This is a genomic window from Nonomuraea rhodomycinica, assembly GCF_013363995.1.
Taxonomy (GTDB): domain Bacteria; phylum Actinomycetota; class Actinomycetes; order Streptosporangiales; family Streptosporangiaceae; genus Nonomuraea; species Nonomuraea rhodomycinica.
In genome coordinates this window covers 1,843,486-1,868,511 of record NZ_JABWGO010000001.1, presented here as the reverse complement: position 1 = coordinate 1,868,511, position 25,026 = coordinate 1,843,486, and the positions used below count along the sequence as shown (strand labels likewise).

Below are 25,026 nucleotides of genomic sequence, written 5' to 3'. Positions count from 1 at the left end.
TCCGTCTCCGGGAGCCGGCGCCAGGTCATCGTGTCCCGGAGGGCGGTTCAGATGTCGGCGTTACATCGTGTCGCAGGGAAGGCCCCAGCTCGAATAGCCGCCACCGGGCTCATGGTGCCAGAGCTCGGCACAGATGTTGGTGCCCGCGGGCACCGGCCAAGGGTTGTTGAACGTCAGCGCGACGCCGGCGTAGGTGTAGGTGCCGCTGTTGGTGTCGCGCCCAGGGCTCCAGACGTGGATGTGGTACGAGCCGTTGGGGCCGCAGCGGCTCTGGTGCTGGAGCTTGATCCTGCCGTCCTGGGCCCAGAGCCCGAGGCACCTGCTGATCCCGGCCACCTGCTTGAGATCGGTGACCTTGGCGGAAGCAGGTGACACCGCCACCGTCGCGGTGACCGTGAGAGCGGTCGCCATCGTCAGGACGGCACCCAGAAGGCGCGCCTTCCTGAACTGCCTTGCTGTCTCCATGAGAGTTTCTCCTTCGCCCGATCGGCGGCTTCGGCTTCCTTGACCCCGCCAAGGCAAAAGGATGCCCGCTGCGCCTGGCGCTGTCGTTGCAGCCGCGTGCACGGGTGTTTAGTCTGCGTGCACTACCTCGTGCACTGCTGGCGGAACTCGCGTGGCGACAGCCCGTAGGCGCCGCGGAACGCCTGGCTGAAATGCGCCGGGCTGGTGAATCCCCACCGGGCCGCGATCGCGTTGATCGGGTAGCCGGCCAGCTGCGGCTCCGCCAGATCGCGCCGGCACCGCTGCAAGCGGCGCTCGCGGATCCAGCCGGCCACGGTGCGTCCTTCGGCGTGGAACAGCTTGTTCAGATACCGCAGGGAGATGTGGTGTGCCGCGGCGATCGCGGCCGGAGTCAGGTCCGTGTCGCCCAGGTTCGCTTCGACGAAGGCGTGGATCTGGGCGAGCAACGCGCGTTGCCGGCTGCTCGGCGGTACCGCGCTCCGGGCGTCCAGCGCTCCGGCCAGCGCGGCGGTCAGGACGTCGAGGGTCAGGGCGGAGACCCGCGTCGCCTCGGCCGGGCTGAACTCCTCCAGATGCCGGGCCAGTCGGAGCAGGAACTGCGAGGCCAGCGCACCCATGCCCCGGGCGCCCCGGATCGGCACCGAGTTGAGCGCCCGCAGGCCCCGCTCGGGCAGCGGCAGCAAGGAGCGCGGGAACTGCAGCGACAGCACCTGGCCGTCCGCGGGGCCCCTCGACCCGAAGGTGGTCAGATAGGGCCGCGAACTGTCCCGGAGCATCAGATCCCCGACACGCAGTTCCGCCTGCCGGCCGGCTTGTTCTCCGATGGTGTGACCCCGGACGGTGCAGGTCACGAAGAAGGTCTCGGGGTCGGAGCGGCGGATCAGGCGGGGCGTACGCCGGATCGTCAGCGACGGCGCGGTCAGCAGGGTCGCCTGCACGAGGCCGAGGTCGCTGAGAGCGACGTGCGCCTGAAACGCGCTTTCCAGACGTGGTTCGCAGTGCGCATCCAGCGGCATCCACATCTTCGAGCTCATCTCACGCCAGAAGGCGAACCGCTCTTCCGCCGGAACCTCGGCGAAGCTGACCACGTCCATGGCTTCTCCACATCGAAGTATCGCTCCGGGGCGGACCGTGTCGACATCACCGTCATCGCCCGCTGGCTCGGACACGAAAACGTCACCACCACACAGCTCTACCTGCAAGCCGACAAACGCCTGTGATTATGCCGACCTCGTCGTCGACGACAGCCGTTGTAGAGCGACAGCGAGTCATGCACCACTCGGCGACAGCCGGAGCAACCATGGCCGCATCGGCCACTTCATCGTCACAGGCACGGACCCGCACGCTGTCGAGCTTCATGCGGAAGCGCTGCTGTCCGAGATCTCTGTCGAGGTCCACGGGACGACGCCGCGCCTGTGACCAGCCGAGGAACCGAGATGCGAGGAGGTGCCCCATGAGCTACGACCACTGACCATAACCTGGCGATCGGCCCAGCACGGGCTGGGCCGATCGCCCCCTCCCTCTGTGCCAAGCAGAACACCAACCGCTCCGCTGAATAAGCAAGACATATTCGAGGACGATTCGTGACACCAGGCCCTCTGCGGCACCCTGCATTCCGATGGTTCTTCGCCGGCCGGGTCGTATCCCTGCTGGGTAGTTCCATGGCGCCTGTGGCGCTCGCCTTCGCAGTGCTCGACGTCTCGGACCACATGGGTGATCTGGGCATTGTGCTCGCCGCGCGGAGCGTACCCATGTTGATCTTCCTTCTCCTGGGCGGAGCAGTCGCTGACCGTTTCCCGCGCTCGACCGTACTGCGGCTGTCGAACCTGGGCGCGGGTACCACGCAGGGCGTCGTCGCCTTCATGCTGTTGTCCGGCGGCTATCATCTGGCCGCGATCGCGGTCCTGCAGTTCGTCAATGGCGCACTGACCGCTTTCACCACACCCGCCGTGCGCGGCATCGTTCCTCAACTCGTGGCCGACCTTCACAAGCAGCGCGCCAATTCCCTGCTGGGTTCGGCCAAGAACGCGATCTCCATCCTCGGCCCGGCGGTAGCGGGTGTGATCGTGACGACCGCGGGTGGCGGCTGGGCAATCGCAATCGACGCGGTCAGTTACCTGATCGCGGCCCTCTGCATGGCCCGGCTGCCCCTGTCAGGCCGACCACCGACACGGGGCACGACCGTGCTCACCGACATCCGGGACGGTTGGGCCGAATTCCGGTCCCTGACCTGGGTGTGCGTCATAGTGGCCGCCTTCAGCGTCACCAACTGCATCTACGTGGGTATCTGGACTGTGCTCGGCCCCACGATCGCCGAGCGATCTATTGGTGCGGCCTCGTGGGGCGTGGTCCTAGGCGCCAGGGCGATCGGCATCTTGCTGATGAGCATGATCATGTATCGACTCAGAGCGCGGCGACTGTTGATGCTTGGGCAGACGTGCATTGTCGCGGGGTCGCTTCCGCTGATCATCTTGGGCGCGCAGAACGGTGTCGTCTGGCTCGTGCTGGCAGCGTTCGTGGCCGGTCTCGGCTCAGGGGTGTTCGGAGTCGCCTGGGAGACCTCTCTCCAGCAGCACGTCCCCAACGCCGTGCTCTCGCGGATCTCGGCATACGACGACCTGGGGTCGTTCATCGCCGTCCCTATCGGCCAGATCGCCGTCGCGCCGACCGCGGAGGCGTTCGGGGATACCACCGTCACTCTGATAGGCGGAGTCACGTTTGCCCTCGTCGCCCTCATCCCCCTGCTGTTCCCACAGGTACGCAATCTCCGACAACCGCAGACCTCCCCGTCGGCTGCCTGAGCGGCGGACATCATGAGCGCCGTGCCGCCGTCCCTCGTCCTCGCTGGCGAAGTGGCACTCACAGTCGTGCTGTATCGCTTCCTTGTCTCACCCGTCACCCGGTGGGGATCTCTCCGGCTGGGTGCCGGCGTCTACCCAACCCAGGCGCTGAACGGGGCCTATCCGACGGGTCCGCCATCGGTGCGCGGGGTGCGGAGCTGTGCAGCCTGCTCATACCCATCGGCCAACGGCCTGGGATGGTGGGATACACCCTTTTCCTGTAGGGTTTACTGGTTTCCTGTAGGGTTTACTGGACCGCCACGACGAAGTCCGGAAAGCGCGTCGGCGTTTACAACAATCTCATGGCACCCTTCGACCGCGAGTATGGGCGGCATCTGGGCAATCCACTCACGTCTGAGCCGTTCGTGACCTTCCCGCTCGGCGGCGTCGAGGACACTGCGGTGAGGGAACGCCTGCTGACGCTGACCCTTGGCAGCGACGAGCTCGCCGATGTAAAGAAGCGCTATGGCCGGACCTACTGGGACCCCGGCTACAAAGAGCGGCACATCGCCTACCTCCAACGCTTCTTCCTGCGGTTGAACGCGGGCGTCCCGTAAGTGCGCACTTCCACGCCCCCTCCGCTGGCTGAAGGCCCCTGGAAGCCACCTGTACTACTGGGGCGATCTTCCGGCCTATCAGAAGGAAGACGGTCATGTGAAGGCGGTGCAGGTTCGCTACCAGGAGGTTTACTACTGCACGGCCACTCAGCGATGGTTGCGACTGAAGGATGAGCTTCTCTTCGAGATCGACACCACCGACCGAGGGACATCTGTGCCTGGTTCCTCAGTGATGTAGAACCTCTGGTTGTCGGGAGCTGGTGCTGGTGAGCTCGTCTCATCCGCTTGTACCCGTACACAAGAGCAACCACCGAGCACCAACCATGATCAACAACGCGATCCGAGGTCGGCGAGAACCGAGAAACCCCAGGTCGAACGCGGTATTGGAGAGTAGGGCGGGTGGGACTTGAACCCACGACCCACGGATTATGAGTAGATGGTTGCCTTCAGGCGCGCCACAGCATTGACCTGGAACTTCCCATCCTGTCCTTTCCAGCCCATCAACCGCGATCCGCGTATGTTCCGGATCTTGCTCTTGTCGGAGACGGACCCCGCATCTGGCGGTGACCTACACATTCGGTGGGCCGGGACTGAGGTGCGAAAGTCCCGGACCGTCGATCGTCCCCAGCCGTGTGCGAGTGTCAGCCACAGCATGGCGATCGTCGGGTGGTACTGGTTCGGGACCGATCTTGGAAGGTGACTGGCTGGTAAGGCTTTAGGCTGTCCTTATGTCCACTCCGGGCCCCGTAGAGCGTATTGCGGCATCCCCCGCCATGATCATCATCGGTATCATCGCTGATGCTTCGGCTGTCATAGCGCTGATCACCGCTGAAGGTGTACGGGGCTGGGTGCAAAGGAATCCGATCGTTGTCCTATGCGTGGTCATAGGTCTCATTGCGGTGCTCATTCTCCTGATGGGCAGGCTTGCGAAGATCGTAAAGCAGCTTCGTGTCGATGTGGTTGCTCTGCTGGAGGAGAAGACGGACCTGGAACGCGTTATGCGGGAGGAGAGGGCCGACCTGGAACGTGCTCTCCAGGCGGAGAAGGAAGACCTGGAGCGACACCTTCGCGCTGAGATTGCCTCCTTGCAGGGGGAGATGAGTGAGCTAGAGCGGCGGCTGCATCCAACGAAGCGAGATGTCGAGCTCTTCGCCGAAGTCCTTGATGCGCTTCCGTGGGGGAAGGGCTTCATCGCGTTTCTTGAAGGATCTTTCAACGCCAAGAGGTGGATAGGGAAGAATGTGCGCGACTTCTACAAGGTCCACGATGAATGGCGCGAGCGATACTTCGATGATCCGACCATGGAGGCAGCGTTCTCGGCATTCCAACAGCGCTGCAATGACCTTGTGATTTGGCTCGTCTCGAAGGGCTCCGTGCATCCAGGATCTGAACCCTTGCCCGATGGTGACTCCGTGTACTCCATCGCCGATGGGAACGAGCTTGCGGGTGGGTGGCCGGCCTTCGACGAAGAACGTGAGCGTGGGCTGGAGGCTGCCCGTCGCCTCATTGAGGCTCGACGGGACTTCGAGAAGGTCGGACGTGAGCGTGGCTTGTAAGGTGGCCCGGTCCAGCCGCCTTCAGGTTAGTGGGTCTTAGCTGGTCTGCGACTAGAAGCCGCCGTGGCTGGGCGGCACGGGAGGATCCAGCCCGCCTTGACGTTCTCTCACGCGGCAAGCTCTTCAAGAAGTCATCGGGTGCATAACGGGCACGACTCCAAAACCAGGCCCCGCAAAAGATCGAAAGCCCAGGCGATTGACCTGGGCTCTATATCAGTGGAGTCTAGGAGATTCGAACTTCTGACATCCTGTTTGCAAAGCCGCACACCGCTCTTACCCAGCCAGCGACATTCTCCGCAGCTCCCCGCTTCCCCGCTCCATCGGGCACGCAAGGGGTACGCCAGCCACAGAATTCGGTGGGCCGGGGCTGAGGAACGAAGCCCTGGACCTTCGATCGCCCCCAGCCAGTTACGGCTGCCGGCCAGCAACAGGCGATCGTGAGGGCCGCTCCCGCACGGTGCGCTTTGCAATCAAACTGAATTAGCAGCTCAGCTGTCGATCATCCAGGGAGTTTCAACGTGTACCAACTTGCCAGGACGGTCACGCTGGAACGAGCTCGTGTGGTGCGGAACTGCACGGTCGTACACCATGCATGTCTGTGACGCGCGCCTTCCCAGCGGTTCCCTCACACGCCGTACGCCATAGCCGATGTCCGTGTTCCTGCTGTGGACTGCTCACTGTGGCTTCGTGTTGGCCGTATAATTCCTCGAGTGGTTGCGATCTCGAAGGCACGGTATAATTCGACTGGCCGGGCCGGGTTATTTTAACAGCTCCACAAGTTTCTCTATGTCTATTTTGCCCAAAAGGACCAGAGCTATCGCAAGTAGCGGTACTAATGATGCGATCAACCCGCCCATTATTGCTAGGGTCCCTTGAGCGCTTGCAGTTGCACGAGAGAACAGTCGTGACAGTTTCCCTGGAGGCTTTACTGGCAGTTCGATAGACGGTGTCCCTTGTTCGTCAAACGCCTCGACAAGCGATGCTAGTTTGTCATATTGGGCGGCGTCTTTTGGTTCGCTGAATATGACCAAAATAAGCCGTAGAATCTCATCTAGGCGAGAGGAGAGTTGTGCGCCATAATTCGGCCCCACAAGGAATTCCCTCAGCTGTACAGACGCTCCTCGTAGGAGCGTTGAGATGGGATGGGGAGTAAAGCCAACTGGCTGCTGTGCATCCAGTCGATTCGCGGAGTTATCAAGCAAACCAACTATGGCGATGAGTTTTTTTCTCAGCGCATGATCGAGCGCCGGCAGGAAGCCGTCTTCCCCATCGATTGACGGGCCACTTTCAGACTGAATCGGATCAAGCAATTGCGCAAGCCGTACTGGTAGCTCCATCGAGGCCCAACGCTTTTCAAGGCGCCCCATAATCCAAAGCGCCCAAAATACCGGAGGTAGATAGACGGCCACTATCAGCAGCAGGGGAAAGGGCCCGCTTTCGAGCCAGGTGAATGTCTTCGTTAGCCCGCCACCAACAAGGACTGGGAAGAAAACAGAAGTCTGGGAAGCGCCCACGATCAGTGTTGCGGACCGGATATGTGAAAGCCAGAACGCATCTACTGCTATGCGAGTCTTGCCGTGCCGCCCTAACATGTTGGGCAGCTTAATTCGATCGTACCTTCCGTAATGCTTTACCCAAGGGCGGGCGATGTATCCGAACCCACGTAGGAATATCCAGGTACCAGCGACAGCGCCCATGAATGCCATTATCGGGACTATCTGTAGTGTTGGCCTTGCCTGTACTCCTAAAGCCTTCCACAGAGCTTGTTGGGAGAGTGTGCTTATCCCAAGAAAGATTGCCGAGATAAACCAGCAAACCGGAGGTACGATGACAAGCCAAATATGCTGATGCAATGCATCTAGGGCAGCGCTTCTACTCCTCCTGCTTCGGCGTATTACATCACAAAGGTATGGCCAAATCCCGCGCCGAATACCATAGCGTCGCAGTAGAAGAAAAGAAGGGAAGTTGGCGAAATCATAGTGCCCCCATCGCAGTAGTGCTCCGACTGATAAAACCATCCCGGCAGCTACTGCTGCTAATACAGCACAGATGGCTATATATGTGGTGAGTGCCGCGAGTACGGTTACGACAGGGCTCATGGATTCCGATTATCGAGGATCTGAGCCTCCATGACTAGACCGTTCCTAGAGATCGGCAGATTGCTTCAACCCAGCCGCTCATTGCGCACCGACGCCCTGTTTGCGCGGAGTGTTAAGGGCTTTGTCTCTCTTTCGGTGGTGATGACGGGTCAGGCCAAGAGGATGTGGTGGTGGGACAGTGTGAACTCAGCTCGGTCGTGCATCTGTCGCATGATCCGTTGGTGTTGGGGCTTAGGAACGAAGCCGTGGCCCTTCGATCACCCCCGACCATGCAGGTGACCAGCGATGCCGGGGCAATCGTGAGGGCTGCATATGCGCGGCGGCGTGGCAACCCTGGTCGGAGCGTTCGGTTGGTACGGCGGGAGGGCGTGCGGCGCCCGGCCCGGTGTCCCGCCGCCGTCCGGGACCGGCCCCCAGGCCGCACGCCCGGACGGCGGGCGGGCGGAGGGCCGGGGGTACGGCGGGGCGCCGCGCCGCCGCTTGATACCTATGAGAACAATTCGGCAAGTCGTCCGGTCGCTATGAGCTGGGTCCGATGAGGTGCGTGTTGGCGGCTCGTGCGGCGTCTGTCAGTTCCGGCAACGTGATGACCGTGACGCCTGCGGCGGTCAGGGCTTCGGTGCCGTTGGCGTCGATGACGAAGGTGGGCGGTTCTTTCCAGGCGGTCACTACGCGAGGGATGCCAGCGTCAAGGATCACGCGGCAGCCAAGTCTCGCGAGGGCATGACCGACACACTCGCCACCGTCACCCGCGTCCTGGTCACCGACGCGCCCGGCCAGCCATCCGACGACATCATCCGGCGGACACTGCGTGAGTACTCGTTCCTGCCTGAGGATCGCCGGCCGACCCCCACACCGGAGATCGCTCGGACCGTGCGTTGGCTGGAGGCGGCATCGCTCCCGTTGAGCGCCCTGGAGGAGACCAAGCATGCGCGGGCCGTTCTGGAATCCTTGTCCCTGTGCATGGACGGCAGTGCAGCGGCCACCTCGACCTACCGCCGCAAGCGAGCCGTCTTCCACCACGCCCTGGAGTACGCCGTTGAGCTGGAGGAGCTTTCGGCAAATCCGCTGCACAAGGTCAAGTTCCGCAAGGTCAAGGTGAGCGGCGAGGTCGATAGGCGCTCGGTCGTCAACCCCGGACAGGCGCGGGAACTGCTCACCGCGGTGACCTACGTCGGGCGTTCGCGCGGCCCGATGTTGCGGGCGCTGTTCGCCTGTATGTACTTCGGTGGCCTTCGACCGGGAGAGGCGGCAGGTCTCCGGCACGACGACTGCTTGCTCCCAAAGAAGGGGTGGGGCTTGCTCACCCTTCAGAAGACCTGCTCGGAGAGCATCAAGCGCTACACGGACTCGGGGGAGAGGCACGACGAACGGGGCCTGAAGCACCGCGATGTGAAGACGACCCGCGTTGTGCCGATCCCTCCGGAGCTGGTGGCCATCCTCCGAGAGCACATCGAGCAGCACGGCGTGGCCGAAGACGGCCGGCTGTTCCGCACACGAACCGGCGCTGTCTTCTCGGGCTCGACCATCTCCAAGGTGTGGAAGGAGGCACGAACCCTCGCCCTCACCCCCGACCAGGTCGCATCCCCGCTCGCTGCCCGGCCGTACGACCTGCGGCACGCGGCCGTCTCGCTCTGGCTCAACGCCGGCGTCCATGCCCCGGAAGCCGCCGAGCGCGCCGGCCACGGGGTGGACGTGCTGCTCAAGGTCTACGCCAAGTGCATCGACGGACAACGCGACGTCGCCAACGGCCGGATCTTGGAAGCCCTGTCGCAGTGATCGCACGGAACGCACTGGACCCCCGGACACCATCCGGGGTCTTTTGCTATGCGTGACCTGGGGAAACGCCCCAAGATCCATTCCGCGTATGTTCCGCGACGGGTGGCATGCGGCTGCTCTCTGCTGCTTCCGGCTGCCTGGCCACGTAACCCGCGATCCGACGAAACCCCTGCTCAAGCCAGGGATCGGGTGGTGAAGAGAGTAGGGCGGGTGGGACTTGAACCCACGACCCACGGATTATGAGTCCGATGCTCTGACCGGCTGAGCTACCGCCCCTGGATTCAGTTGTCCGCGCCCCAACCCCGGGGCGCAGGCTAAGGGTAGAGCATAGGACCGTCGCGCCGGGGAGGGTTCGCTGCCAGCACATCATTCCACGGTCCCGGGCGTTGATCGAGGGGGTCACGGGTTCCCGGGGCGGGCCGGTAGCGTCTGGGGATGGGAGTGAGACTGGTCTACGAGACGCACTCCGTCACCGTGGACAACGAGATCGGCATCGCCACCGGCGTCCTGCCCGGCGAGCTGTCGCAGCGCGGGCGGGAGCTGGCCGTCGAGCTCGGGGCCCGGCGGCGGGACGTGGACGTGGTCTACTGCTCCGACCTGCGGCGCGCGGTGCAGACCGTGGAGATCGCCTTCCCGGCCCGTGACAGGGGCGGCAAGGAGGTCCGGCTCGACGCGCGGCTGCGGGAGTGCGACTACGGGATCTACAACGGGCGGCCCGTGAGCGAGGTGGCGGCCCTGCGGCGCCGGTACATCGACGCGCCCTGGCCCGGCGGGCAGAGCTACCGGGACGTGGTGGCCGCGACCGCCTCCTTCCTGGAGGACTGCATGAGGGACTGGCAGGGGCGCACGGTGCTCGTCGTCGCGCACTCGGCCAACCGGTGGGCGTTGCAGAACCTGCTGGAGGGTGTGCCGCTGGAGGAGCTGGTGGACGCGCCGTTCGTGTGGCGGCCGGGGTGGGAGTTCACGGTGGCCACCTGGCCCGTGTGAGCCGCTGAAGGCGGATGGTCACGGGGCGGTGCCGAAGGAGGGGTTGCGGACCAGCCAGTCGCTGTACACCGGGTTCCGGCGTACCGAGTCCAGGTGCGCCTGTTTGGCGTGGGACAGGACCCAGGTGGCGTCCGGCGCGGCGGGGTGGCGGCCGAGGAGCTGGCGCCAGCGTAACGGCGCCCCCGCCAGCGGCACCATCACCAGCCCCGGCTCCGGCACGTGGGTGGCCTGGCAGAGCGCCACCGCGCGCCCGACCTGGGCCAGGTGCGCGCAGGTGGCCACGTCGGTCTCGTAGATGGTGCCGGGCGTGAACCCGGCGCGGGCGCACGCCATCGCGAAGCAGTCGGCGAAGCAGGCGTCGCCCGGCGTGACGGCCCACTGTTCGTCTGCCAGGTCCGCCAGCTCCACCTCCTTCTCGCCGGCCGCCGGGTGCCGCTCGGGGACGAGCACGAAGACCGGGTCCAGGCTGATGGAGTCCCACAGCAGCGCGCCGGCGGGGGCGCCGCTGTCGCCGCAGGCGCCGACGAGGGCGTAGTCCAGGCGTCCGAGCTCGACCATCGAGGCCAGCTCGCGGGCCGACCAGCTCGTGTACGTGCTCACCGTGTGCTCCGCCGCCAGCCGGTCGACGAGGCCGCCGAGCACGGGCCCGTACGTGGCGCCGATGCGGAACCCGGGGGAGGGGCGGGTGACGAAGCGGGCCGCCTCGTCCTGGAGTTCCTGGGCGGCCGGGAGGAGGACGCGGGCGCGGGCGAGCACCAGCTCGCCGAGGCGGGTGGGCCGGGCCCCGAGCCTGTCGCGTTCGAACAGGGTGCCGCCGAGCGCTCTCTCGATGCGTTTGAGCTGGGCGGACAGGGCCGGCTGCGCCAGACCCAGCGTGGACGCGGCCTTGCTCACGCTGCCCGCGTCGGCGACCGCCCGGACGATCCTGAGGTGCCGGAGCTCAAGGTCCATACCGGGAAGGTAAGGCTCACTTCTGTTCGCGGCAATCCCATGTGTCAGGAAATGTGACAGATATTGTCGAGGTCATTCAGGGTAGGGGCCACCCCATGACGACCATGGGAATAGACCCCAGAGACCTGAGTGACGACGATCTCCTGCGTGAGCTGCGGCAATTGCACGCCACCCGGACCGACGCCTTCTTGCACGGCTCCGACGACGCGCTCGCCCGCCACACCTCGCGGACGAACGAGCTGGAGAGTGAGTACCTGCGCCGCTACCCCGAGCGGGACGTGGACCCCGAGCGGCTGCGGGAGGGAGCGAGGGCACGCTGATGACCCACCACGACGAGCCGGAAGACGCCCGGGCCCATGACGTGCAGGCGCTGTCGGACGTGGACGTGCACGTCTACGAGGCCGTCGCCGCGCAGGCGCAGGGCGGGGGCAGTGTGGACGTGGGCGCCCTGTGCCGCGCCACGGGCCTGGAGGAGGACGCGCTGCGGCGCAGCCTGGCGACCCTCGTCGCCCAGGGGTACGTGGTGCCTCAGGGCGACGGCATGGGTCTCGGCCCGCACACCTTCTCGGTGGAGACTCAGTAGAGCGCGGGGCGGCACCCCCGGGCGTACTGTCGAAGCGTGGATGTCGCAGACCTGACGCCCGCGCAGGCGCGCGAGCGGTTCCGCGCGGGCGAGCGGTCGCCCACCGCGGGCTGGTGCAGGGGCTGGACGCAGGCCAACCTGATCGCCGTGCCCCGGCCGATCGCCTACGAGCTGCTGCTGTTCGCCCACCGCAACGCGCGGGCGTGCCCGGTCCTCGACGTGGGGGAGCCGGGAGCGTGCTCCACCGCGCTGTTCCGCGGTGACCTGCGCACCGACCTGCCGGGCTACCGCGTCTACCGGGACGGGCGGCCGGTCGCCGACGCCGACGACGTGGTCGCGTCGTGGCGCGACGACCTGGTGCCGTTCCTCATCGGCTGCAGCTTCACCTTCGAGGGTGCGCTGCTCGCGGCGGGCGTGCCGGTACGGCACCTCGAACTGGGGACGAACGTGCCGATGTACCGCACGAGCGTCCCGTGCGAGCCGACGACGACGCTGTCCGGGCCGCTCGTCGTGTCGATGCGGCCGGTGCCGGAGGAGCTGGTGGACACCGCGATCGAGGTGAGCGGCCGGTACCCGATGGTGCACGGCGCGCCGGTCCACGTGGGCGATCCGGCCGCGATCGGCGTCGCGGACCTCGCCCGCCCGGACTTCGGCGATCCGGTCGAGGTGCGGCCGGGCGAGGTGCCGCTGTTCTGGGCGTGCGGGGTGACGCCGCAGGCGGCGATCATGGCCAGCGGGGTGGAGTTCGCGATCGGCCACCTGCCGGGCCACATGGCGATCATGGACGTGCGCGACGACGACTACCGGGTGAGCTGAAGACTCCCTAGCGACCGGGCGAGGTACGCGCCCGTGGCGGTGGCGGCCCGGCTCAGCTCCGGCGGCGTGCCCTCGAACACCACCTCGCCCCCGTGCCGGCCGGCCTCCGGCCCCAGGTCGATCACCCAGTCGGCGTGCTTGACCACCTCCAGGTCGTGCTCGACCACGATGACCGTGTTCCCGGCGTCGACCAGCCGGTCGAGCAGCGCGAGCAGCGTGCCGACGTCGGCCATGTGCAGGCCGGTGGTCGGCTCGTCGAAGACGTAGACGTTGCCCTCCTCGCGCAGCCGGTGGGCCAGCTTGAGCCGCTGCCGCTCCCCGCCGGACAGGGTGGTGAGCGCGCGGCCCAGCGTCAGGTGGCCGAGCCCCAGGTCCGCGAGCCGGGCCGGTCCCGGCAGGTCGTAGGCGCGGGCCGCCTCGTCGGCCGTCAGCGCCAGCACCTCGGCGATCGTCCGCCCGCCGACCCGGTACGACAGCGCCTCCGGCCGGAAGCGGGTGCCCTCGCACGCGTCGCACACGCGGGTCACCGGGTCCATGAACGCCAGGTCCGTGGTGATCTGGCCGCGTCCCCCGCAGGCCGGGCAGGCGCCCTCGGAGTTGGCGCTGAACAGCGCCGCCCGCACGCCGTGGGCGCGGGCGAACATCCGCCGCAACGGGTCCATCGCGCCCAGGTACGTCGCCACGGTCGAGCGCGCCGAGGCCGCGATCGCCGACTGGTCCACGAGGATCACGCCGGGATGACGCTCGACGAGCTCGACCGTGGCCAGCGTGCTCTTGCCCGACCCCGCCACGCCCGTGACCGCCGTCAGCACGCCCAGGGGCAGGCGGACCGTCACGTTCCTGAGGTTGTGCGTGCGGGCGCCGCCGACGGTCAGCCAGCCGGCCGGTTCGCGGCGGGTGTCCTTGAACCCGGTCACCCGCTCCAGCATGCGGCCGGTCAGCGTGCCGCTCGCCCGCAGCCCCGCGACCGTCCCCTCGTAGACGACCCGGCCGCCGTCGGCCCCGGCGCCCGGCCCCAGGTCCACGACGTGGTCGGCGAGCTCGATCAGGTCGCGGTCGTGCTCGACGACCAGCACGGTGTTGCCCTTGTCGCGCAGCTCCAGCAGCAGGTCGCCGAGCAGGTGCACGTCGCGCGGGTGCAGGCCCGCGCTGGGCTCGTCGAACACGTACGTCAGGCCGGTCAGGCTGCTGCCGAGGTGGCGCACGGTCTTCAGGCGCTGCGCCTCGCCGCCCGACAGCGTGGGGGTCTCGCGGTCGAGCGTCAGGTAGCCGAGGCCGATCGCCTCGATGCGGCGCAGCGCCTCGACCGCCTCGCCGGCGACCGGGTCGTCCAGCTCGTCCAGCACGCCGATCAGGTCGGCGACCTCCATCGCGCACAGGTCGGCGAGGTTGCGCCCGCCGATGCGCGAGGCGAGCGCCGCCGCGTTGAGCCGCGCGCCCCGGCACGCGGGGCAGCGTGCCTCGCGGACCACCCGGCGGGCCGTCTCGTCGAGGGCGTCGACCGCGCGGTTGAGGTGCAGCCGGTTGAAGCGGGTGATGACGCCCTCGTAGGTGTTCTCGTAGCCGCCGCCGCGCTCGACCTTGAAGCCGCCGCCGTACAGCAGCAGGTCGAGCTCCTCGCCGGTGAAGTCGCGCAGCGGCTTCGCGGGGTCGAACAGGCCGCTCGCCGCGTAGAGCTTCCAGGCGTACGAGCCGACGGGGTGGATGCGGATGGCGCCCTCCTCCAGCGACAGGTCGCGGTCGAGGAGCAGGTCGGGGTCGACCTCCATGGTGCGGCCGATGCCGTGGCACTCGGGGCACATGCCCTGCGGGTCGTTGAAGGAGTAGGCCGTGGCGGGGCCCGCCGACGGCTCGCCCCGGCGCGAGAACAGCACCCGCAGCATGGGATGGATCTCGGTCATCGTGCCGACCGTGGAGCGCGCGTTGCCGCCGACCGGCTTCTGGTCCACCACGACGGCGGCCGTCAGCCCGGCCAGCCGCTCGGCGCGGGGGCGCTCGAAGGAGGGCAGCCGGTTGCGGACGAACGCGCTGAACGTGGCGTTGAGCTGGCGCCGCGACTCGGCCGCGATCGTCTCGAACACGATCGACGACTTGCCCGACCCCGACACCCCGGTGAACACCGTGAGCCGCTCCTTGGGCAGCCGCAGCGAGACGTCCTTGAGGTTGTTCTGGCGCACTCCGGTGAGCACGATGTCGCGCGACATGCGATCCCCCTTAGCTTTCGCTAATACCCGTAGCTAATCCTCGTAGCGTAAGCTACACGCCGTGGCTGACATTCCGGATCGCAGGGCCCGGCGCAGGGCGGAGACGAAGGACGAGATCCTCGGGCTGGCGCTCGGCGTGATGGCCGAGGAGGGCGTGGCCGGGCTCAGCCTGTCCACGGTGGCCCGGCGGCTCGGGGTCCAGCCGCCCTCGCTGTACCGGTACTTCCCGTCGCGCACCGCCGTGTACGACGCGCTGTTCGAGCGCGGCCAGCGCCAGTACCTCGACGCGGTCCGCCGGGCCGCCGAGCCGCACCCGCCGGGCCTGCGCGCCCTCGGGGCCTCCTACGAGGCGGGCGCGCGGTGGATCATGGACAACCAGGTGCTCGCGCAGCTGCTGTTCTGGCGGCCGGTGCCGGGCTTCACGCCGTCGCCGCAGGCGTACGCGCCCGCCCTGGACATCCACGCCCACTTCGCCGGCCTGATCAGGGGCGCGGTGGAGCGCGGCGAGCTGCACCCCGACGCGGCCGGCGACGACGGGCTCGCCCTGGCAGCGAGCCTCATCGCGGGGCTGGTGTCGCAGCAGCTCGCCAACGAGCCGGACGCGGGCTGGGCGCAGGGCCGCTTCACCCGGCTGGTCCCGCGCCTGCCGCAGGTCCTGGCCGCGGTCTATCCGCCCTCATGACCGGCGCCGTGTCCTGACGGAGGCCCGTGTACGCGGATCCGCGTACACGGGTGCATCGGCTGAGCGGACGACCGGCGGCCGGCCCCGGGCCAGACTCCTGAGCCATGCTCACTGTGCTGATCAGGGCGTTCCGGGTGCCGGAGCTCCGCCGCAAACTGCTGTTCACGCTGGGTCTGCTGGCGTTGTTCCGGCTCGGGCAGACGCTGCCCGCGCCCGGTGTGGACGTGGTCGCGGTCCGGCAGTGCCTGGGCACGGCGCGGGGCGGGCTGGTCGACATGATGCAGCTCCTCAGCGGGGGTGCCATGCTGAAGCTGTCCGTCTTCGCGCTCGGCGCCATGCCGTACATCACCGCGGGCATCGTCATGCAACTGCTCGCCGTGGTCGTGCCCCGCCTGGACGCGCTGCGCAAGCAGGGACAGAACGGGCAGGCCAGGATCACCCAGTACACCCGCTACCTCACCGTCGGGCTGGCCGTCCTCAACGCCGGCACCGTCACGGCGCTCGCCCGCACCGGCAACCTGCTGCCCGGCTGCGCCACGCCGCTGCTGCGCGACCAGAGCCTGCTCGTCGTCACCGTCATCGTGGTCACCATGGTCGCGGGCGCCTGCCTCGTCATGTGGCTCGGCGAGCTGATCACCGACCGGGGGATCGGCAACGGGATGTCCCTGCTGATGTTCGCCCAGGTCGTGGCCGTCTTCCCCGCCTACATGTCGACGATCTTCATGGTCAGCCCGTTCTCGTTCGGCGTGCTGCTGGTGACGGGCGCGTTCCTCGTCGCGGGCGTCGTGTACGTGGAGCAGGCGCAGCGCCGCCTGCCCGTGCAGTACGCCAAGCGCATGGTCGGCCGCCGCATGTACGGCGGGACCAGCACCTACATCCCGCTCAAGGTCAACCAGGCGGGGATCGTGCCGGTCATCTTCACCTCGTCGCTGCTCTACCTGCCCTCGATGGCCGCGCCGCTGCTGGGTGACGGGGTGGGCGGGTGGCTGTCGCGGGTCCTCGGGACGGGGACGCATCCGCTCTACCTCACCGCGTACGTGCTGCTGGTCGTGGGGTTCGCCTACTTCTACGTGTCGATCAGCTTCAACCCGGTCGAGGTGGCCGACTCCATGCGCAGGTACGGCGGGTTCGTGCCCGGGATCCGGCCGGGCGGGCCGACGGCCGGCTACCTCGCGTACGTGCTGTCGCGCCTGACCGCCGCCGGGGCGCTCTACCTCGGCGTGCTCGCGCTGCTGCCGATGATCGCGTTCATGATCCTCAGAGACCCGGGGACGCAGCAGAACTTCCCGTTCGGCGGCACCAGCGTGCTGATCATGGTGGGCGTGGGCCTGGAGACCGTCAAGCAGATCGAGGCGCAGCTCCAGCAGCGCACCTACGAGGGCTTCCTGCGCTGAGCCCGCTACCCCGGGACGGTCAGGCCGGCCCGCATCGCGAACACCACGAGCTGGGCCCGGTCGCGCGCCCCCAGCTTCACCATGGCCCGGCTCACGTGCGTGCGGACCGTGTCGGGGCTGATCACCAGCTCCCCGGCGATCTCCTCGTTGGAACGGCCGGTCGCCACCCACGCCACCATCTCCCGCTCGCGCGGGGTGAGCGTGTCCAGCCCGCGCACGGGCTCGGCGCCGCTCCGGCCGAACAGCGAGATGACCTTGCGGGTGATCGACGGCGACAGCAGCGCCTCGCCCGCCGCCACCACCCGCACCGCGTTCACCAGCTCGTCGGGGGCGCTGTCCTTGAGCAGGAAGCCGCTGGCGCCGGCCTGGAGGGCGGCGAAGACGTACTCGTCGACGGCGAACGTCGTCACCACCACGATCCGCGTGCCCGCCAGTTCGGGGTCGGCGGCGATGGCGCGCAGCGTGGCCAGGCCGTCCATGCCGGGCATGCGGATGTCGAGCAGCAGCACGTCGGGACGGGTGCGGCGGAGCAGGTCGAGCGCGGCGGCGCCGTCGGCCGCCTCTCCGGCGCACTCCAGGTCGGGCTCGCGCTCCAGCAGCGCCCGCAGGCCCATGCGCACGACGGCCTGGTCGTCGGCGACGGCGACCCGGATCACGCGCCCTCCGCGGGGCCGGGGCCCGGGCCCGGGCCCGCGTTCGCGTCCGCGGGGAAGCGGGCGAGGACGCGGAAGCCGCCGTCCTCGCGGGGGCCGGCCGTGAGGTGCCCGCCGAGCGCGGTCACGCCGGCGCGCATCCCGGCCAGGCCGCGCCCGCCGGTGCCGGCCTCGCCCGCGAGCTCCCGTGCCGCCTTCGTCCGGGCCGCGTCGTTGACGACCTCCACGACGTACGCGCCGGGCTCGCCGGACAGCGTGACCCTGGCCGTGGCGGAGGGCCCGGCGTGGCGCAGGACATTCGTGAGGGACTCGCGCACGACGCGGTAGACGACGTCCTGGAGGCGGGGCGGCACGGCGGGGGTGTCCGGCTCGACGTCCACGCTGAGCCCGGCGGCCCGCACCCCGTCGACGAGCGCCCCGAGCCCGCCGTCCGCACCGTTCATGCCGTCAGGGCCGTTCGCGCCGGCTGCCCCGCCCGCGGTGCCCTCGGCGTGCGGGAGCTCGCCGGGGCGCGGATCCAGGCGGTCCAGGGCGGCGCGGAGCTGGGCCAGCGCGGTCAGGCTCGTCTCGCGGATGGCCCGTAACGAGACCCGCGCCTGCTCGGGATCGTCGTCCAGGGTGACCAGGGCGACCCCGGCCTGCATGGCGATGGCCGCCAGCCCGTGGCCGGCGGCGTCGTGCACCTCGCCCGCGATCCACGCCCGCTCCGCCGCGAACGCCTCCCGCATCGCCTCCGGGGCGGCGGCGGGCCGGAGGACGGTGGCGGTGACGTCGCGGGCCGCGGGCAGCCCCCACGCCTTGCCGGGCGCGGCGAGTCCGGCCACGGCGGCGTTCTCGCGCGGGACGGGCGGGAAGGCCGCCTCCGGGACGGGCAGGAAGGCCGTCTCCGGTACGGGCGGGAAGACCACCTCCGGGACCGGCGGCGAGGCCGCCTCCGGGGCGGCGGGCGCTGGAGGGAGACCGGCTTCGGCGGCCGCCGCGGCGGCGGCCCGCGCCTGGGCCAGGCCGCTGAACGACCACGGGACCGCCAGCCAGCCGGCCCACGCCAGCATCACCACGACGGGCACGTCGCCCAGCCGCGCGAACCACCCGCGTGACCGGCCGCCGCTGTGCGTGTCCTCGCTCACCATCCCCCACCCGGCCAGGCTCGTATCGCCTCGATCCTAGCCATTTCCCGCCCCGCGGAAGCCCGCTCCCAGGGGACGGTGACAGGTCAGGCGGCGCCGGAGGTGAGCCAGCGCAGCGGGTTGCCGTGGGTGACCAGCCGGATCGTGTCCTCGTCCACCCCGGCCTCGCGCAGGCGCGGCAGCACCGCGTGGAACAGGTGCGCGTACCCCGGACCTTCGTACTTGGCGAGCTGCGACACCCGGCTGGTCCCCGTGCTGAGCAGCAGCCGCTCGCCGTGCCCCTCCTCGATGAGCCCGAGCGCGACCCGCACGGCGGCGTCCACGCCGTTGCCGAGGGCGCTCACGCTCACGTACGCCCCCATCTCGGCGATCTTGCGGGCCTCGGGCAGGTCGGAGCCCGCATACCCGGCGGCGACCCGCGAGGCCGGCAGCCCCTGGGCGAGCAGGATCTCCAGCACCCCCAGCGCGTCGCGGCCGTGGGTGGCGACCGGAAGGCGGGTGGCCATCGAGGCGTGGGCGGCGGCGATGAGCGCGCGCTCCTCGGCGGGCGTGGGCTCGGCTCCCCAGCAGCCGACCTCGCCGATCACGCCCGGGAACACGCCGGTGCCGTCGAGGCCGTTGGAGATCTCGTCCATGAGCAGGCGGGTGAGCGTGGGCACGTCCGCGTCGCGCGCCGGGGAGAACGGCTCGCTGAACACGCCGGTCGAGGCGATCACCGGCACCCGCGCGGCGGCGGCGAGGCGGGCCAGGCCGGCGGCGTCGCGGCCCATGCCGAGGCAGGTGAGGTCGACGACCAGGTTCAGCCCCTCGGACCGGCGCAGGTCGAGGAGCTCGTCGGTGACGGCGTGCTCCTCGACGAGCCAGCGGTGCGGGTCGGAGTCGATGCCGACCGCCCAGCGCATGTCGGTGCGCAGGTGCTCGTGGGGGAGGACGGCGCCGTCCACCGAGGCGGCGCGGATCGGGCCGGTGACAGTGCGAAGCATGACCTCGGGCATAGCGCACATTAACCGATGTTTGAAAGATAATGCCGCTTGGGCCGGAATTTTTACTTTCGGCGGGGTTTATAGATCGTTAAGCTTCCGGTCGCATATGCCCGGAGTGCCGCCCGTATCCTGGAGGGCACGAACGAACGTCCGGGGGAACTGTGCCGATCCACGACTCAGACACCGGGGGCGCCGACGCGGTGAAGGACGAGGCCGCGCTCGCCTCCGACATGCCCGCGCGCCGCGGCGGCCTGCACGGCTGGCTGGACGGCGTCCGCTCCACCCGCACGGGCGCCCTGACCCTCAAGATCGTCATCGGCGTGATCGGCGCCGTCATGGTCGTGGGCGGCCTGATCATGGTGCCGTTCCCCGGGCCGGGCTGGCTCGTGGTGTTCGCGGGGCTGGCCGTGCTCGCCACCGAGTTCCACTGGGCGCGGCGGGTGCTGGAGTTCGGCAAGCGCACCCTGCACGCCTGGACCGAGTGGTACAAGCGGCAGGGCTGGGCCGTGCGCATCCTCGTGCTGCTCGTCACCGTGGCCGCCGCCGCCGCGATCGTGTACGTCGGCATGAAGGCGGTCGGCGTCGACCTGCTCCAGCTGGCCCAGCGCTTCGTCTGACCCGCCCCGCGCGGGGCGGGTGACCCTTTCCGCGTCATACCGGGCCGTTATCGCCCGGGATATCGCGGCGCGCGGTGTCTAGTGTGCGGGGGGTGCCCGCCTTCGCCGCCGCCGTGCTCTCCCTGACGCTCCTCGCGCCGTCCGGCCTCACCGCGCCGACCCCCGCTGCCACCCCCACCCCGGCCTCGACCGCGTCCGCCGGAAGGACGACGGCCCTGCCGCTGCCGGGCGTCGGCGTGACGTACCGGCAGGCGCCGCGCGATCCCGCGCGGCTGTCCACGTACGGGCTCGGCACCAGAGCGACGTACGTGCGCGCCCGCACCGGCGACGCGTTCACCGTGCGCGCGGGCGTGTCGGAGGCCGCGGCGTCGCCCGACGGGCGCACCCTGGCCGCGGTGCCCACCACCTACCGGGCCGGCAAGGACGCCCTCCTCCTCGGCGACCGCGCCACCGGGGCGCTGCGGCGCGTCCCGACCGTGGCCAAGCCGCTCGCCGCCTCGTCGGTCGCGTGGTCACGGGACGGCAGGCGGGTCGTGCTGACCGTCGAGCGCAAGGCCGGTGGGTCCTGGCGCGCCGCCGGCTTCACCGTCGTGGACGTGGCGGCGGGCACCGCCCGCACGGTCATGGTCACCGGCCTCGACACGCGGGCGGCGTTCACGTGGACGCCCGCGGGGGAGCTGATCGCGAGGTACGGCGACGGGCTGCGCGCCTACCGCGCCGCCGACGGCGCCGTCCTCAGCACCCACACCGCGCTCGGCCGGCCCGCCGGCCCCGAGGATCCGTACTCGCCCTCCGGCCGTCGGCTGGCGCTGTGGTGCCCGCCGCGCTCAGCCGAGCGCCTGTGCGTGGCCGACCCGGCCACCGGCCGGGTCACCAAGCGGGTCGCGGTGCGGCCGGCCGCGCTGTTCGGCTGGTGGGACGAGGACCACGTCATCGCCGTCATGCCGCAGGACGGCGCCTACCGGCTGACCGTCGTGGGCCTGGACGGCAGGGCCACGCGCGTGCTGGCCGTCATCCCGGCCCGCACGTGGTCCGCCAAGCTGTGGCTGACCTTCGACCGCGCGTGACAGGGCAACCGTGTGACCGGGCAGGCCCCGTGTGGTCGGGCAGCCCGGGTGACCCGGCGTGGGATCAGAGGTAGAGCCCCGTGCCGTGGTCGGTCTCCTGCGTGGCCACGGCGTGCAGGTCGCGCTCGCGCATGACCAGGTAGACCTGCGCGTGCAGCTCCACCTCGAACTGGTCCTCCGGGTTGAGCAGCACTTTGTCGCCGACCTTGACCGAGCGCACGTTGGCGCCGACGCCGCAGACCTCTCCCCAGGCCAGCCGGTTGGCGAGCTTGACGGTCGCCGGGATCACGATCCCCGAGCCGCTGCGCCGCTCCTCGGCCTTCTGCTCCAGCCGGATCATCACCCGGTCGTGCAGCATCTGTATCTCGAACTTGGGCTCTGCCACGGGGCAAGTTTACGATCCGCCGGAAGGCCGCCGCGCCCGACCAGCGCTTTCCTGATCCGCAGGAGGCGGGCGTCGCCCTCCTGTGGCGCCGGCGCGCCAGGACCGGGTTCAGGGTGGGGGCGCGCCGTGGCTAGGGTTGCCTCATGCGCGACGTGGAAGCCCGGGTCCTGGACGCCGTCGACGACCCCGGCACGGTGAGCCTCCTGGCGGAGACGGTCAGGGTGCCCAGCGTCACGGGCACCGACGCCGAGTCGGAGCTCCAGCACCACGTCGCCGGGCTGCTCGCCGAGGCCGGCCTCGACGTCGACGTGTGGAAGATCGACATCGACGGGCTGCGGGCCCGCGAGGACTTCCCCGGCACCGAGGCGCCGCGCACGGAGGCGTACGGCGTGGTCGGCGTCACGGGCGGCGAGGGCCTGCCCGCGCTGGCGCTCCAGGGCCACGTCGACGTCGTGCCGACCGGCGACCTGGCCAAGTGGGAGGGCAGCGACCCGTTCGCGGCGCGCATCGTGGGCGACACCCTCCACGGCCGGGGCGCCTGCGACATGAAGGCCGGCCTGGTCGCCAACATCGCCGTCGTCCGCGCCCTGCGCGCCGCCGGGGTGCGCCTGGCCCGGCCGCTGGCCGTCCACAGCGTGATGAGCGAGGAGGACGGCGGGCTGGGCGCGTTCGCCACGCTGGCCCGGGGCCACACCGCCGAGGCCGCGGTCCTCACCGAGCCGACCAGCGGCACCGTCATCACGGCCAACGCCGGCGCGCTGACCTTCCGGCTGGAGGTCCCCGGCCGGGCCGCCCACGGCGCCACCCGGACCGAGGGGGTCAGCGCCATCGAGGTGTTCTGGCCGGTGTTCGAGGCGCTGCGGCGGCTGGAGGAGGAGCGCAACCGCGACGTGCCGCCCCTGTACGGCGACAACGCGCTGCCGTACCCCATCGAGATCGGCACCGTGCGGGCCGGCGACTGGGCGAGCACGGTGCCTGACCTGCTGGTGGCCGAGGGGCGGCTGGGCGTCCGGCTCGACGAGGACCCGGCCGACGCGCGCGCCGCGCTGGAGGAGGCCGTGCACGGGGCGGCGAGCCCCTGGCTGCGGGAGAACCCGCCGGTGGTGACGTGGCCGGGCGGCCAGTTCGCCAGCGGGCGGCTGCCCGAGGGGCATCCGCTGCTGGGCGAGGTGAACCGGGCGGTCGCCGACGTCTGCGGCGCCTGGCCGCGCGAGGCCGCCGCGCCGTACGGGAGCGACCTGCGGCTGTACGCGGCGGGCGGCATCCCGTCGCTGCACTACGGGCCGGGCGACGTGCGGTTCGCGCACGCCCCGAGGGAGCAGGTGGAGCTGGCGGAGCTGCGCGAGGTGACCCGCGCCCTCGCCCTGCTGGCCGTCCGCCTCTGCGGCGTCCGCTAGGGCCCCTCCGCGAGGACGGCCGGGGCGGAGGCGCGGCGGCGGGCCTCCGGGATGACGAGCGGGGTGCCCGTCTGCGGATCGGCGATGATCTCGCAGCGCAGGTCGAACACCCGCTCCACCAGCTCGGGCGTCACGATCGCCGACGGGTCGCCCTCGGCGACGATCCGGCCCTCGCGCATGACGACGAGGTGCGTGGCGTACCGGCACGCCTGGTTGAGGTCGTGCAGCACGGCGACCATCGTGCGGCCGGCGTCGTGCAGGTCGGCGCACAGGTCCAGCACCTCGATCTGATGCGAGATGTCGAGGAACGTCGTCGGCTCGTCCAGCAGCAGGATCGGCGTCTCCTGGGCCAGCGCCATGGCCAGCCACACCCGCTGCCGCTGCCCGCCCGACAGCTCGTCCACGATCCGCTCGGCCAGCCCGGCCACGTCGGTGGCGCGCATCGCCTCGGCCACGGCGGCCTCGTCCGCCCGCGACCACTGCCGCATCAGCCGCTGGTGCGGGTAGCGTCCGCGGGCCACCAGGTCGGCCACGGTGATGCCGTCGGGCACGATCGACGTCTGGGGCAGCAGGCCGAGCCTGCGGGCCACCTCCTTGGACGGCAGCGAGGTGATCACGCTGCCGTCGAGGTGGACGGCGCCCCTGCGCGGCTTGAGCATGCGGGCGAGGGCGCGCAGGAGCGTGGACTTGCCGCAGGCGTTCGGTCCGATGATCACGGTGAACGACGCGTCGGGGATCGTCACGTCCAGGCCCTCGGCGACCACCCGCTGGTCGTAGGCGAGCGTCAGGCCGGAGCCCGACAGCCGGGCGGCGGACTCGGGCATCAGTGGCGGTCCTTTCGCAGGAGGAGGGCGAGGTAGACGCCGCCGATCGCGGCGGTGAGCACCCCGACGGGGAGCTGGACGGGTGCGAACAGCCGTTGGCCGGCCAGGTCGGCGGCCGTCAGCAGGACGGCGCCCGTGAGCGCCGAGGTCGTCATGGTGACGCCGGGGGAGCGGGCCAGCCGCCGGGCGAGCTGCGGCGCGGCCAGCGCGACGAACACGACGGGGCCGGCGGCGGCCGTGGCCACGCCGCACAGCAGCACCCCGGCGACGACGGCCGCCGCCCGCACGCCCTCCACGTCGATCCCCATGGCGCGGGCCGCGTCGTCGCCCATCTCGATCATCCGCATCGGCCGCGACACGTACGCGCAGACCGGCAGCAGCACGGCGACGGCCACGCCGACCGGGATCGCGTGGTCCCAGCCGCGCCCGCCCAGGCTGCCGGTGAGCCAGGCGCCGGCGGTGGCGGCGTCGTTGATGTTCGCCCGGGTCAGCAGGTACGAGTTGACCGCGACGAGCAGCGCGTTCGCGCCGATGCCGACGAGCACGAGCCGGTAGCCCTGCACGCCCCGCCGGAAGGCCAGCCCGTAGACCAGCAGGGCCGTCGCCACGCAGCCGGCCAGCGCGCCGCCCGCGACGTGCACGGCCGTGCCGCCGGAGACGACGGCGAGGATGCCGCCCGTCGAGGCGCCCGCCGTGAACCCGATGAAGTCGGGGCTGCCGAGGGGGTTGCGGGTGAGGCTCTGGAAGATCGCGCCGCTCATCCCGAACGCCGCGCCGACCAGCAGGCCGGTGACGACCCGGGGGGCGCGCAGCTTGCCCACGATGAGCTCGGCGACGGGCGTGCCCTGCCCGAACAGCGCGTGCAGCACGTCCGGCACCGGAACGGTGAACTCGCCGGTGGAGATCGCCAGCACGGCCACCGCGAACCCGCCGACGACGAGCCCGAGGCACACCGACAGCGCCCGGGGCGCCGGCCGGACCGACCAGGGCCCGAGGCGCACCGCCCGCCGGGGCCGGACGGGAGAGGGGGACAGGGTCACGGAAGGGCTCCTGCGCGGGA

Annotated in this window: 25 protein-coding genes and 1 tRNA gene; 13 read left to right on the top strand and 13 right to left on the bottom strand. The window is 69.9% G+C overall.

What is annotated here, in order from left to right; genetic code table 11:
- Positions 1-60: 60 nt before the first annotated feature.
- Positions 61-465: a hypothetical protein gene (locus tag HT134_RS08635; protein WP_175599612.1), complete on the bottom strand. Its 405-nt coding sequence runs from the start codon at positions 463-465 to the stop codon at positions 61-63.
- Positions 466-587: 122 nt separating this feature from the next.
- The gene (locus tag HT134_RS08630) at positions 588-1,559 is read right to left on the bottom strand and encodes a helix-turn-helix domain-containing protein (RefSeq protein WP_175599611.1); all 972 of its coding nucleotides are present in this window, start codon (positions 1,557-1,559) and stop codon (positions 588-590) included.
- A gap of 489 nt (positions 1,560-2,048) precedes the next feature.
- Between HT134_RS08630 and HT134_RS08625 the strand changes: the two genes are divergently transcribed.
- The 3 genes from HT134_RS08625 (at position 2,049) to HT134_RS08615 (ending at position 5,418) form a co-directional block, all read left to right on the top strand.
- Positions 2,049-3,266, top strand: coding sequence for an MFS transporter (locus tag HT134_RS08625; RefSeq protein ID WP_175599610.1), 1,218 nt, complete (start codon positions 2,049-2,051; stop codon positions 3,264-3,266).
- Between the two features lie 341 nt (positions 3,267-3,607).
- A complete protein-coding gene (locus HT134_RS08620) occupies positions 3,608-3,862 on the top strand; it encodes a hypothetical protein (protein WP_175599609.1) in 255 nt (84 codons plus the stop codon).
- 773 nt (positions 3,863-4,635) lie between these two features.
- Positions 4,636-5,418: a hypothetical protein gene (locus tag HT134_RS08615; RefSeq protein ID WP_175599608.1), complete on the top strand. Its 783-nt coding sequence runs from the start codon at positions 4,636-4,638 to the stop codon at positions 5,416-5,418.
- A 758-nt stretch (positions 5,419-6,176) separates the two neighbouring features.
- On the opposite strand, the gene HT134_RS08610 is transcribed toward HT134_RS08615, so the two are convergent.
- Both HT134_RS08610 and HT134_RS08605 read right to left on the bottom strand, forming a co-directional pair.
- Positions 6,177-7,010: a hypothetical protein gene (locus tag HT134_RS08610; protein ID WP_175599607.1), complete on the bottom strand. Its 834-nt coding sequence runs from the start codon at positions 7,008-7,010 to the stop codon at positions 6,177-6,179.
- Between the two features lie 1,026 nt (positions 7,011-8,036).
- Positions 8,037-8,186, bottom strand: coding sequence for a hypothetical protein (locus tag HT134_RS08605; protein ID WP_175599606.1), 150 nt, complete (start codon positions 8,184-8,186; stop codon positions 8,037-8,039).
- Between the two features lie 54 nt (positions 8,187-8,240).
- Here HT134_RS08605 and HT134_RS08600 point away from each other — a divergent pair, with 54 nt between their 5' ends.
- The gene (locus tag HT134_RS08600) at positions 8,241-9,296 is read left to right on the top strand and encodes a tyrosine-type recombinase/integrase (protein WP_175599605.1); all 1,056 of its coding nucleotides are present in this window, start codon (positions 8,241-8,243) and stop codon (positions 9,294-9,296) included.
- A 202-nt stretch (positions 9,297-9,498) separates the two neighbouring features.
- Here HT134_RS08600 and HT134_RS08595 read toward each other — a convergent pair.
- Positions 9,499-9,572 (bottom strand) — tRNA-Ile (locus HT134_RS08595).
- Positions 9,573-9,731: 159 nt separating this feature from the next.
- Between HT134_RS08595 and HT134_RS08590 the strand changes: the two genes are divergently transcribed.
- Positions 9,732-10,283 (top strand): histidine phosphatase family protein, encoded by a 552-nt coding sequence (locus HT134_RS08590; protein WP_175599604.1) that lies wholly within the window; start codon positions 9,732-9,734, stop codon positions 10,281-10,283.
- A gap of 18 nt (positions 10,284-10,301) precedes the next feature.
- Here HT134_RS08590 and HT134_RS08585 read toward each other — a convergent pair whose 3' ends face one another.
- Entirely contained in the window at positions 10,302-11,234 is a 933-nt protein-coding gene (locus HT134_RS08585) for a LysR family transcriptional regulator (RefSeq protein WP_175599603.1), read from the bottom strand.
- A 95-nt stretch (positions 11,235-11,329) separates the two neighbouring features.
- On the opposite strand from HT134_RS08585, the gene HT134_RS08580 reads away from it, so the two are divergent.
- Genes HT134_RS08580 through HT134_RS08570 form a run of 3 tightly spaced genes read left to right on the top strand, consistent with a single transcriptional unit; the run spans position 11,330 to position 12,633 of the window.
- Positions 11,330-11,554 carry a DUF6158 family protein gene (locus HT134_RS08580; protein WP_175589016.1) on the top strand — a complete coding sequence of 75 codons (225 nt, stop codon included), beginning with the start codon at positions 11,330-11,332 and terminating at the stop codon, positions 11,552-11,554.
- The gene (locus tag HT134_RS08575) at positions 11,554-11,817 is read left to right on the top strand and encodes a hypothetical protein (RefSeq protein ID WP_175599602.1); all 264 of its coding nucleotides are present in this window, start codon (positions 11,554-11,556) and stop codon (positions 11,815-11,817) included. Before HT134_RS08580 ends, HT134_RS08575 begins: the two co-directional genes overlap by 1 nt.
- A gap of 36 nt (positions 11,818-11,853) precedes the next feature.
- On the top strand, positions 11,854-12,633 hold the full coding sequence (locus HT134_RS08570; protein WP_312888041.1) for a putative hydro-lyase: 780 nt from the start codon (positions 11,854-11,856) through the stop codon (positions 12,631-12,633).
- Here the strand turns inward: HT134_RS08570 and HT134_RS08565 are convergent.
- Positions 12,618-14,837, bottom strand: a complete 2,220-nt coding sequence (locus HT134_RS08565) for an ATP-binding cassette domain-containing protein (protein ID WP_175599601.1) — start codon at positions 14,835-14,837, stop codon at positions 12,618-12,620. The genes HT134_RS08570 and HT134_RS08565 overlap by 16 nt on opposite strands.
- A 61-nt stretch (positions 14,838-14,898) precedes the next feature.
- Between HT134_RS08565 and HT134_RS08560 the strand changes: the two genes are divergently transcribed.
- Together HT134_RS08560 and secY are read left to right on the top strand one after the other, a co-directional pair.
- Positions 14,899-15,519 (top strand): TetR/AcrR family transcriptional regulator, encoded by a 621-nt coding sequence (locus HT134_RS08560; protein WP_217707245.1) that lies wholly within the window; start codon positions 14,899-14,901, stop codon positions 15,517-15,519.
- Positions 15,520-15,623: 104 nt separating this feature from the next.
- Entirely contained in the window at positions 15,624-16,913 is a 1,290-nt protein-coding gene (gene secY, locus HT134_RS08555; RefSeq protein WP_175599600.1) for a preprotein translocase subunit SecY, read from the top strand.
- A gap of 5 nt (positions 16,914-16,918) precedes the next feature.
- On the opposite strand, the gene HT134_RS08550 is transcribed toward secY, so the two are convergent.
- From HT134_RS08550 to HT134_RS08540, 3 genes are all read right to left on the bottom strand, one after another.
- Positions 16,919-17,569 (bottom strand): response regulator, encoded by a 651-nt coding sequence (locus HT134_RS08550; RefSeq protein WP_175599599.1) that lies wholly within the window; start codon positions 17,567-17,569, stop codon positions 16,919-16,921.
- The gene (locus HT134_RS08545; RefSeq protein WP_175599598.1) at positions 17,566-18,696 is read right to left on the bottom strand and encodes a sensor histidine kinase; all 1,131 of its coding nucleotides are present in this window, start codon (positions 18,694-18,696) and stop codon (positions 17,566-17,568) included. Before HT134_RS08545 ends, HT134_RS08550 begins: the two co-directional genes overlap by 4 nt.
- An 83-nt stretch (positions 18,697-18,779) precedes the next feature.
- Entirely contained in the window at positions 18,780-19,676 is an 897-nt protein-coding gene (locus HT134_RS08540; RefSeq protein ID WP_246363589.1) for a phosphotriesterase family protein, read from the bottom strand.
- A gap of 161 nt (positions 19,677-19,837) precedes the next feature.
- Here HT134_RS08540 and HT134_RS08535 point away from each other — a divergent pair, with 161 nt between their 5' ends.
- Together HT134_RS08535 and HT134_RS08530 are read left to right on the top strand one after the other, a co-directional pair.
- Entirely contained in the window at positions 19,838-20,293 is a 456-nt protein-coding gene (locus HT134_RS08535) for a TIGR02611 family protein (protein WP_175599596.1), read from the top strand.
- Positions 20,294-20,367: 74 nt separating this feature from the next.
- On the top strand, positions 20,368-21,360 hold the full coding sequence (locus HT134_RS08530; protein ID WP_175599595.1) for a hypothetical protein: 993 nt from the start codon (positions 20,368-20,370) through the stop codon (positions 21,358-21,360).
- A gap of 64 nt (positions 21,361-21,424) precedes the next feature.
- Here HT134_RS08530 and HT134_RS08525 read toward each other — a convergent pair whose 3' ends face one another.
- The gene (locus tag HT134_RS08525) at positions 21,425-21,745 is read right to left on the bottom strand and encodes a GroES family chaperonin (RefSeq protein ID WP_175599594.1); all 321 of its coding nucleotides are present in this window, start codon (positions 21,743-21,745) and stop codon (positions 21,425-21,427) included.
- Between the two features lie 143 nt (positions 21,746-21,888).
- Here HT134_RS08525 and HT134_RS08520 point away from each other — a divergent pair, with 143 nt between their 5' ends.
- Positions 21,889-23,142, top strand: a complete 1,254-nt coding sequence (locus HT134_RS08520) for an ArgE/DapE family deacylase (protein WP_175599593.1) — start codon at positions 21,889-21,891, stop codon at positions 23,140-23,142.
- Here HT134_RS08520 and HT134_RS08515 read toward each other — a convergent pair.
- Together HT134_RS08515 and HT134_RS08510 are read right to left on the bottom strand one after the other, a co-directional pair.
- On the bottom strand, positions 23,139-23,966 hold the full coding sequence (locus HT134_RS08515; protein ID WP_175599592.1) for an ABC transporter ATP-binding protein: 828 nt from the start codon (positions 23,964-23,966) through the stop codon (positions 23,139-23,141). The genes HT134_RS08520 and HT134_RS08515 overlap by 4 nt on opposite strands.
- The gene (locus tag HT134_RS08510) at positions 23,966-25,006 is read right to left on the bottom strand and encodes a FecCD family ABC transporter permease (protein ID WP_312888040.1); all 1,041 of its coding nucleotides are present in this window, start codon (positions 25,004-25,006) and stop codon (positions 23,966-23,968) included. Before HT134_RS08510 ends, HT134_RS08515 begins: the two co-directional genes overlap by 1 nt.
- Positions 25,007-25,026: the final 20 nt, after the last annotated feature.

What these genes read in the sequence shown, in the direction of transcription:
- HT134_RS08590 (WP_175599604.1), top strand. Translation starts at nt 9,732, where the DNA reads ATGGGAGTGAGACTGGTCTACGAGACGCACTCCGTCACCGTGGACAAC.
- HT134_RS08635 (WP_175599612.1), bottom strand. Translation starts at nt 465, where the DNA reads ATGGAGACAGCAAGGCAGTTCAGGAAGGCGCGCCTTCTGGGTGCCGTC.
- HT134_RS08600 (WP_175599605.1), top strand. Translation starts at nt 8,241, where the DNA reads ATGACCGACACACTCGCCACCGTCACCCGCGTCCTGGTCACCGACGCG.
- HT134_RS08575 (WP_175599602.1), top strand. Translation starts at nt 11,554, where the DNA reads ATGACCCACCACGACGAGCCGGAAGACGCCCGGGCCCATGACGTGCAG.
- secY (WP_175599600.1), top strand. Translation starts at nt 15,624, where the DNA reads ATGCTCACTGTGCTGATCAGGGCGTTCCGGGTGCCGGAGCTCCGCCGC.
- HT134_RS08565 (WP_175599601.1), bottom strand. Translation starts at nt 14,837, where the DNA reads ATGTCGCGCGACATCGTGCTCACCGGAGTGCGCCAGAACAACCTCAAG.
- HT134_RS08520 (WP_175599593.1), top strand. Translation starts at nt 21,889, where the DNA reads ATGCGCGACGTGGAAGCCCGGGTCCTGGACGCCGTCGACGACCCCGGC.
- HT134_RS08585 (WP_175599603.1), bottom strand. Translation starts at nt 11,234, where the DNA reads ATGGACCTTGAGCTCCGGCACCTCAGGATCGTCCGGGCGGTCGCCGAC.
- HT134_RS08540 (WP_246363589.1), bottom strand. Translation starts at nt 19,676, where the DNA reads ATGCTTCGCACTGTCACCGGCCCGATCCGCGCCGCCTCGGTGGACGGC.
- HT134_RS08620 (WP_175599609.1), top strand. Translation starts at nt 3,608, where the DNA reads ATGGCACCCTTCGACCGCGAGTATGGGCGGCATCTGGGCAATCCACTC.
- HT134_RS08545 (WP_175599598.1), bottom strand. Translation starts at nt 18,696, where the DNA reads ATGGTGAGCGAGGACACGCACAGCGGCGGCCGGTCACGCGGGTGGTTC.
- HT134_RS08630 (WP_175599611.1), bottom strand. Translation starts at nt 1,559, where the DNA reads ATGGACGTGGTCAGCTTCGCCGAGGTTCCGGCGGAAGAGCGGTTCGCC.
- HT134_RS08610 (WP_175599607.1), bottom strand. Translation starts at nt 7,010, where the DNA reads ATGTTAGGGCGGCACGGCAAGACTCGCATAGCAGTAGATGCGTTCTGG.
- HT134_RS08515 (WP_175599592.1), bottom strand. Translation starts at nt 23,966, where the DNA reads ATGCCCGAGTCCGCCGCCCGGCTGTCGGGCTCCGGCCTGACGCTCGCC.
- HT134_RS08615 (WP_175599608.1), top strand. Translation starts at nt 4,636, where the DNA reads ATGATCATCATCGGTATCATCGCTGATGCTTCGGCTGTCATAGCGCTG.
- HT134_RS08580 (WP_175589016.1), top strand. Translation starts at nt 11,330, where the DNA reads ATGACGACCATGGGAATAGACCCCAGAGACCTGAGTGACGACGATCTC.